Below are 809 nucleotides of genomic sequence, written 5' to 3'. Positions count from 1 at the left end.
CAAAGTTATCAGAATATTCTAAACCAGATCAACCAAACAGAGAGCCAATACCAAACTTACTTAGCTATGGTGCAACAAACAGAAGCAAATGTAAAAGATCAGATCCAATCTAGCCTGGACGGTTATCAAACGTATCTGAATAATAACGATTTATTTTGGAACTCCATCAATGTCCTTTATGATAATAATACGAATTCATATCTGACCGCGACCTGTGGCTCGGGCCATGTTTGTAATACGTATGAATACGATAAGGCAACTGGACAATTTTTCAGCCAGGGTGCTTGTCCTCTCGGCCAATCTTGTGTAAGTGTTCTTTACGATACAACGGATAAGAAATATTTAGAAGCAAGTTGTACGACCGGTCATATCTGCGACGGAGAAGAAGAGGAAAACATTTCTATCCGTACTGGTTTGAATGCGGACGGTAAGGCTTTCCAAACTGCGATCAATAATGTAACGAATGCTTTGCAGACTGGTTATACTATGCCTGCTATCTTTGATTCTACAAGCGGGACAATGCTCAATTATAATATTGGCTGCTTAAACGGAGATACTTGCGTTAAGGGCTGGTATGATTCCAATATGAGCAGTTTCACCACAGGGACTTGCACTTATACTTCTACTTGTTATAGCGCTGTTGTGAATACAAGTAGCAGTTCTCTTACCGGAACTTATTTTGCTACCACCTGTAGTGCGGGAGATACCTCTTGTGTGGTCTGTGCAAGCGGTCATTCTTGCAAAGTCCAAAACATGGATGCAACTTTGTTATATGCATCCAATCAGATGATGAATTTCTTAAATAACGA

At 40.2% G+C, this 809-nt stretch carries 1 protein-coding gene; it reads left to right on the top strand.

The window, feature by feature from the left end:
* A partial coding sequence (locus EHO65_RS01565) for a TIGR04388 family protein (RefSeq protein ID WP_135772479.1) occupies nucleotides 1-809 on the top strand: 809 nt, incomplete at both ends.

Origin of the sequence: Leptospira andrefontaineae (genome assembly GCF_004770105.1) — a bacterium.
GTDB classification, from domain to species: domain Bacteria; phylum Spirochaetota; class Leptospiria; order Leptospirales; family Leptospiraceae; genus Leptospira_B; species Leptospira_B andrefontaineae.
Note: the sequence above shows the minus strand (reverse complement) of the source record. Positions and strands in the feature narration are given on the sequence as shown.